Source organism: Caulobacter sp. (genome assembly GCF_049283275.1).
Classification (GTDB): domain Bacteria; phylum Pseudomonadota; class Alphaproteobacteria; order Caulobacterales; family Caulobacteraceae; genus Caulobacter.
On the sequence record NZ_JBAPVS010000321.1, the window covers coordinates 1 to 5,077 of the forward strand.

Sequence of the window (5,077 nt, forward strand, 5' to 3'; positions counted from 1 at the left end):
CAGCGCGTCGCCGCGCCCGCTGGCCAGCACCGGGTCGAGTACCACCGGCAGCGCGGGCGCGCGCTCGCGCAGGCGCTTGATCAGGGCGGCGTCGGCGCGCGGCGCGGCGCGGGCCGCCAGCTCCGGCTCGATCCACAGCCGGGCCTGGGACAGCTGCTCCAGCCGGCCAGCCGTCAGCGAGGGCACGCTGAGCCGCTTGTTGGCCGGATTGATCGCCAGGGCCCGCTCGGCCGCCAGCCGCCGCACGGCGTCGCGCACCGGCATCGGCGACACGCCCAGCTGGGCGGCCAGGCTGCGCAGACTGACCCCGACGCCCGGGGCGATGCGGCCGTTGATCAGCGCCTGGCGGATGGCTTCGTAGACCTGATCATGGACGGCCAGGCTGTCGGCGAGGGGACGTCTTGGCGAGGGCCGGGATGCCGATGGGGACACACACGCACTCCTCTGCCCGCGCCATGATCACGCCGACCGGGAAATGCGTGTGTGTCCCCGACACATCCGCGCCTCATCCGGTTTGGCCTTGCCAGGAGACCTCCAATCGCGATCACAATGCAAGGCCTTCGGAGAACCGCACATGCCCGACTTCGGCCCGAACGACCTCGACGCCTTCTGGATGCCCTTCACGCCCAATCGGCGCTTCAAGGCCAATCCCCGGATGCTGGCCCGCGCCGAGGGCATGCACTACGCCACGCCCGACGGCCGCCAGATCCTGGACGCCACCTCGGGCCTGTGGTGCGTCAACGCCGGCCATAACCGGCCCAAGATCGTCGAGGCCATCCGCCGCCAGGCCGGCGAGATGGACTATGCGCCCAGCTTCAACATGGGCCACCCGGCCGCCTTCGCCTTCGCCAGCCGCATCGCCCAGATCACCCCGCCGGGCCTGGACCGCATCTTCTTCACCGGCTCGGGCTCGGAGTCGGTCGACACCGCCCTGAAGATCGCCCTGGCCTACCATCGCGCCCGGGGCAAGGGGACCAAGACCCGGCTGATCGGCCGCGAGCGCGGCTATCACGGCGTCGGCTTCGGCGGCATTTCGGTGGGCGGCATCCCCAAGAACCGGATGTATTTCGGCGGCCTGCTGACCGGCGTCGACCACCTGCCCCACACCCACGGCGTGGCCGGCAACCTGTTCAGCCAGGGCCTGCCCAAGAACGGCGCCGAGCTGGCCGACGCGCTGGAGGCCATCGTCGCCCTGCATGACGCCAGCAACATCGCCGCGGTGATCGTCGAACCGGTGGCGGGCTCGACCGGCGTGCTGGTCCCGCCCGAGGGCTATCTGCAGCGCCTGCGGGCGATCTGCGACAAGCACGACATCCTGCTGATCTTCGACGAGGTGATCACCGGTTTCGGCCGGGTGGGCGCGGCCTTCGCCGCCGAGCGTTTCGGGGTGATCCCGGACATGATCTGCATGGCCAAGGGCCTGACCAACGCCGCCGTCCCGGCCGGCGCGGTGGCGGCCTCGGAGGGGATCTACCAGGCGATGATGGACGGCGCCGACGCGCCGATCGAGCTGTTCCACGGCTACACCTATTCGGCCCATCCCCTGGCCTGCGCGGCCGGTTTGGCGACGCTGGAGGTCTATCAGGAGGAGGGCCTGTTCACGCGGGCCCTGGAGATGGAGCCCTATTGGCGCGCGGCGGTCCATTCGCTGAAGGACGCCCGCCACGTGATCGACATCCGCGACTTCGGCCTGATCGCCGGCATCGAGCTGGAGCCGCGTCCCGGCGCGCCGACCGCCCGGGCGATGGCCGCCTTCGAGACCGCCTTCGACAAGGGCCTGCTGATCCGGGTGACCGGCGACATCATCGCCCTGTCGCCGCCGCTGATCATCGACAAGGCCCAGGTGGACCAGGTGGTGGAGACGATCCGAACGGTGCTGGCGGGGGTGGAGTAGAGCGATGTTCACCCGACTGCGCGCCGCCATCGACCGCGAACGCCGCGCCTGGCGCATCCGCTGCGAGACCTGCGGACGCGACCGCCCCTTGGCCGCGACGGGCGGGCTGCGGCTATGGGCCTCCAGTCCCGTCCACAAGCTGGGCGAATGCAGCCAATGCGGTCGCCTGGGGCCGATGCTGGTCTATCACGCGGTGAAGACGCCCCAGCCCTGAAGGTCAAGCTTTGCCATGATGCCTCCCCCTCCCCCCGCGAGGCGGTATAAGAGCCCCATGACCCTCGCCGACATCCGACCCGCCAAGCCCGCCCCCATCAGCGCCAACGCCCTGATCCTGACCGCCGTGTTCACCGGCCTGGCCTTCGCCCTGGCGCGGATGCCCGACCCGCCGGGGGTGCTGACCTTCGCCTTCGTGGTGGTGGGCTGGATCCTCAGCGTGGTGGTCCACGAGTTCGCCCACGCCTTCGTGGCCTACAAGGCCGGGGACCACACGATCGCCGAGAAGGGCTACCTGACGCTGGACCCGCTGAAATACACCGACCTGTCGACCAGCCTGGTGCTGCCGCTGGTCGCCCTGGCGCTGGGCGGGATCGGCTTTCCCGGCGGGGCGGTCTATCTGCGCGACGACCTGATGCGCAGCAAGCGCGGCCGAGCCCTGGCCTCGCTGGCCGGACCGCTGGGAACGCTGATGGTGCTGATCGGCCTGGCGCTATGCCTGGCCGCCGACCGGACGTTCGGCGTGCAGACCAGCCCGCTGTCGCAGGCCGCCGCCTTCCTGGCCTTCCTGCAAGCCTTCGCCCTGGTGCTGAACCTGCTGCCCCTGCCCGGCCTGGACGGCTTCGGCGTGATCCGCCCCTACCTGCCGGCCAGCGTCCAGCAACAGGCGCTGAAGTTCGGCAACCTGGTGTTCATCGGCCTGTTCCTGGCGATCTTCTTCGTGCCGCCGGTCAACGACATCCTGTTCGGCGTGGTGGTGACGATCACCGACCTGTTCGGCGTCTCGCGTCCGGACATCGTCGCGGGGCTCGAAGCGTTCCGGTTCTGGGAGGGGTGAAACACCCTCTCCCATAGGGAGAGGGAGGGACCCGCGCCGTAGGCGTGGGAGGGTGAGGGGTTACACCCTCTCCGATTCTCACAGACGCCCTGCCGGCACGCCGTCGGGCGGTTTACCCCCTCACCCTCCCAAGCTTCGCTTGGGCCCCTCCCTCTCCCCATGGGAGAGGGTTCCAGGCGGTCACGCCGCGCTGAGCTTCTGCGCCATTTGCGTCATGGCGGGGCGAAACGTCGCCGCCGGCTTTTCGTCCTCCGTGTTCTGGACCAGACAGCCGTACCAGCCCATGCCCCTGTAGGTCTCGTAGCCCGGGGTGAGGGCGTAGCCGACGGTGAGGGCGCCGTCGGCATAGCTGCCCATGGTCCCGCTGGTGGTGTCGAGCTTGAAGGTCTCCTCCAGCACGCCCTTGCCGTCCGAGCTGGCCAGCACCCGGTGGTTCTGGTCCAGCAGCAGCACGCGCGAGCGGGCCTTTTCCTCGTCGGTCAGGCGCACGCCGTCGACCACCGCCTGGGCCTGGGGCTTCCAGTCGAAATGGACGCCCAGCACGCCCAACACCTTGCCGTTGGCCTGGCCGCCCTCGCGGATGGCCGTGGCGTAGGTGGCGACCGGGGCGTCGTTCAGGGCCTTGACCCGCTCGATGTCGCAGACCGTGAAGTCGTCGCCCGACTTGGTGCGCATGGCGTTCCTGAACCAGTCGGTCTCGGCCACCGAGGCGTTCTTGGCGGCCGGATACTTGTCGGGGCGGCCGCTGGCGATCACCCGGCCCGAGGGGTCGGCGATCCAGAGGTCGAGATAGACGGTGTAGGCGTCCAGGATCACCTTCAGCCGCTGGCTGGCGTAGGCGCAGGCCTCGGGCGACGGAGCCGCCACGCAGTCGACCACGGCGCTGTCGGTGGCCCACCAGCGCACGTCGCAGGTGCGCTCATAGAGGTTGCGGTCGATGATCTCGATGGCGTTCAGGGCCAGGTCGACCAGGCGCTGGCCGCGCAGGTGGCCCAGGATCGCCCCGCCGATCTTGGTCAGCTCGTCGAGGTCGGCGCGCACCTGGCTCTCCAGGGCGGCGGCCACCACGTCGATCTGGGTGGAGATGGTCTTGAATTCTTCCGCCACGATCGCGAAGCCGCGCCCCGCCTCGCCGGCCCGGGCGGCGACGATCAGGGCGTTGATGGCCAGCATCTTGGCCGAGCGGTTGACGTAGGCGATCTCGCCGATCTTCTCGCCGGCCACGGCGGAGAGGCGCTCGCTGAGCTCCAGGATGCGTTCTGGGCGGAGACTGGCGTCTTCGTCGGCCATGACAGGTTTCCCCCGAAACCGGCGGCGGGACTCGGAACAGCCGAATCACTCGCCAGACAAGCGAGCATGCCACTTGAGTGAGCCTTCCGGGATGGGGGTTCGACAATACGTCGCGCCTTTTTGGGCGTTTCGCGGCATGCGCCCTGGGGATATGTGCAGTTCCGCGACAATCCATGCCTCATTAATCATCAACGCCGACAGCGGTGTCATCCGATCGTCGCCACAAAGCCTTGTCTTAGGCCGACGGCCTCGGTGGACAGAGTTTCTGAAGCGGGGGCCGGCGGCCCACGGTAGACACCCTCTCCCCTTGGGAGAGGGTTCAAGAAGGCTCCGCTTTCCGCTACACCGCCCCCATGTCGCACAATACCTTCGGCCACCTGTTCCGCGTCACCACCTGGGGCGAAAGCCACGGCCCGGCCCTGGGCTGCGTGGTCGACGGCGTGCCGCCCGGCATCGCCCTCACGGCCGAAGCCATCCAGGCCTTCCTCGACAAGCGCCGCCCCGGCCAGGGCAAGTTCGTCACCCAGCGCCAGGAGCCGGACGCCGTGCGCATCCTGTCGGGCGTGTTCGAGGACGCGCGCAGCGACGGCCAGCGGACCACCGGAACGCCGATCAGCCTGATGATCGACAACACCGACCAGCGCTCCAAGGACTATGGCGAGATCGCCCAGGCCTTCCGTCCGGGCCATGCCGACTATCCCTATTTCGCCAAGTACGGCGTGCGCGACTATCGCGGCGGCGGGCGCAGCTCGGCGCGCGAGACGGCGGCGCGCGTGGCGGCCGGAGCGGTGGCGCGACTGGTGATCCCCGGCGTAACCGTCCGCGCCGCCCTGGTGCAGATC

The 5,077-nt window shown here is 69.5% G+C and carries 6 protein-coding genes; 4 read left to right on the forward strand and 2 right to left on the reverse strand.

Translation table 11 applies throughout. From position 1 onward, the window contains the following. The coding region (locus WAL33_RS18120; RefSeq protein WP_422182972.1) for a GntR family transcriptional regulator at positions 1-432 on the reverse strand (432 nt) is incomplete at its 3' end. A gap of 142 nt (positions 433-574) precedes the next feature. Here WAL33_RS18120 and WAL33_RS18125 point away from each other — a divergent pair. Genes WAL33_RS18125 through WAL33_RS18135 form a run of 3 tightly spaced genes read left to right on the forward strand, consistent with a single transcriptional unit; the run spans position 575 to position 2,945 of the window. Further along, on the forward strand, positions 575-1,894 hold the full coding sequence (locus WAL33_RS18125) for an aspartate aminotransferase family protein (RefSeq protein WP_422182973.1): 1,320 nt from the start codon (positions 575-577) through the stop codon (positions 1,892-1,894). A gap of 4 nt (positions 1,895-1,898) precedes the next feature. Next, positions 1,899-2,108: a hypothetical protein gene (locus WAL33_RS18130; protein ID WP_422182974.1), complete on the forward strand. Its 210-nt coding sequence runs from the start codon at positions 1,899-1,901 to the stop codon at positions 2,106-2,108. 57 nt (positions 2,109-2,165) lie between these two features. Continuing rightward, complete coding sequence (locus tag WAL33_RS18135) at positions 2,166-2,945, forward strand: site-2 protease family protein (RefSeq protein ID WP_422182976.1); 780 nt, start codon at positions 2,166-2,168, stop codon at positions 2,943-2,945. Between the two features lie 180 nt (positions 2,946-3,125). Here WAL33_RS18135 and WAL33_RS18140 read toward each other — a convergent pair whose 3' ends face one another. Next, entirely contained in the window at positions 3,126-4,235 is a 1,110-nt protein-coding gene (locus WAL33_RS18140) for a methyl-accepting chemotaxis protein (protein WP_422182978.1), read from the reverse strand. A gap of 353 nt (positions 4,236-4,588) precedes the next feature. Between WAL33_RS18140 and WAL33_RS18145 the strand changes: the two genes are divergently transcribed. Next, positions 4,589-5,077: chorismate synthase (locus tag WAL33_RS18145; RefSeq protein WP_422182980.1), on the forward strand; the 489-nt coding region annotated here is incomplete at its 3' end.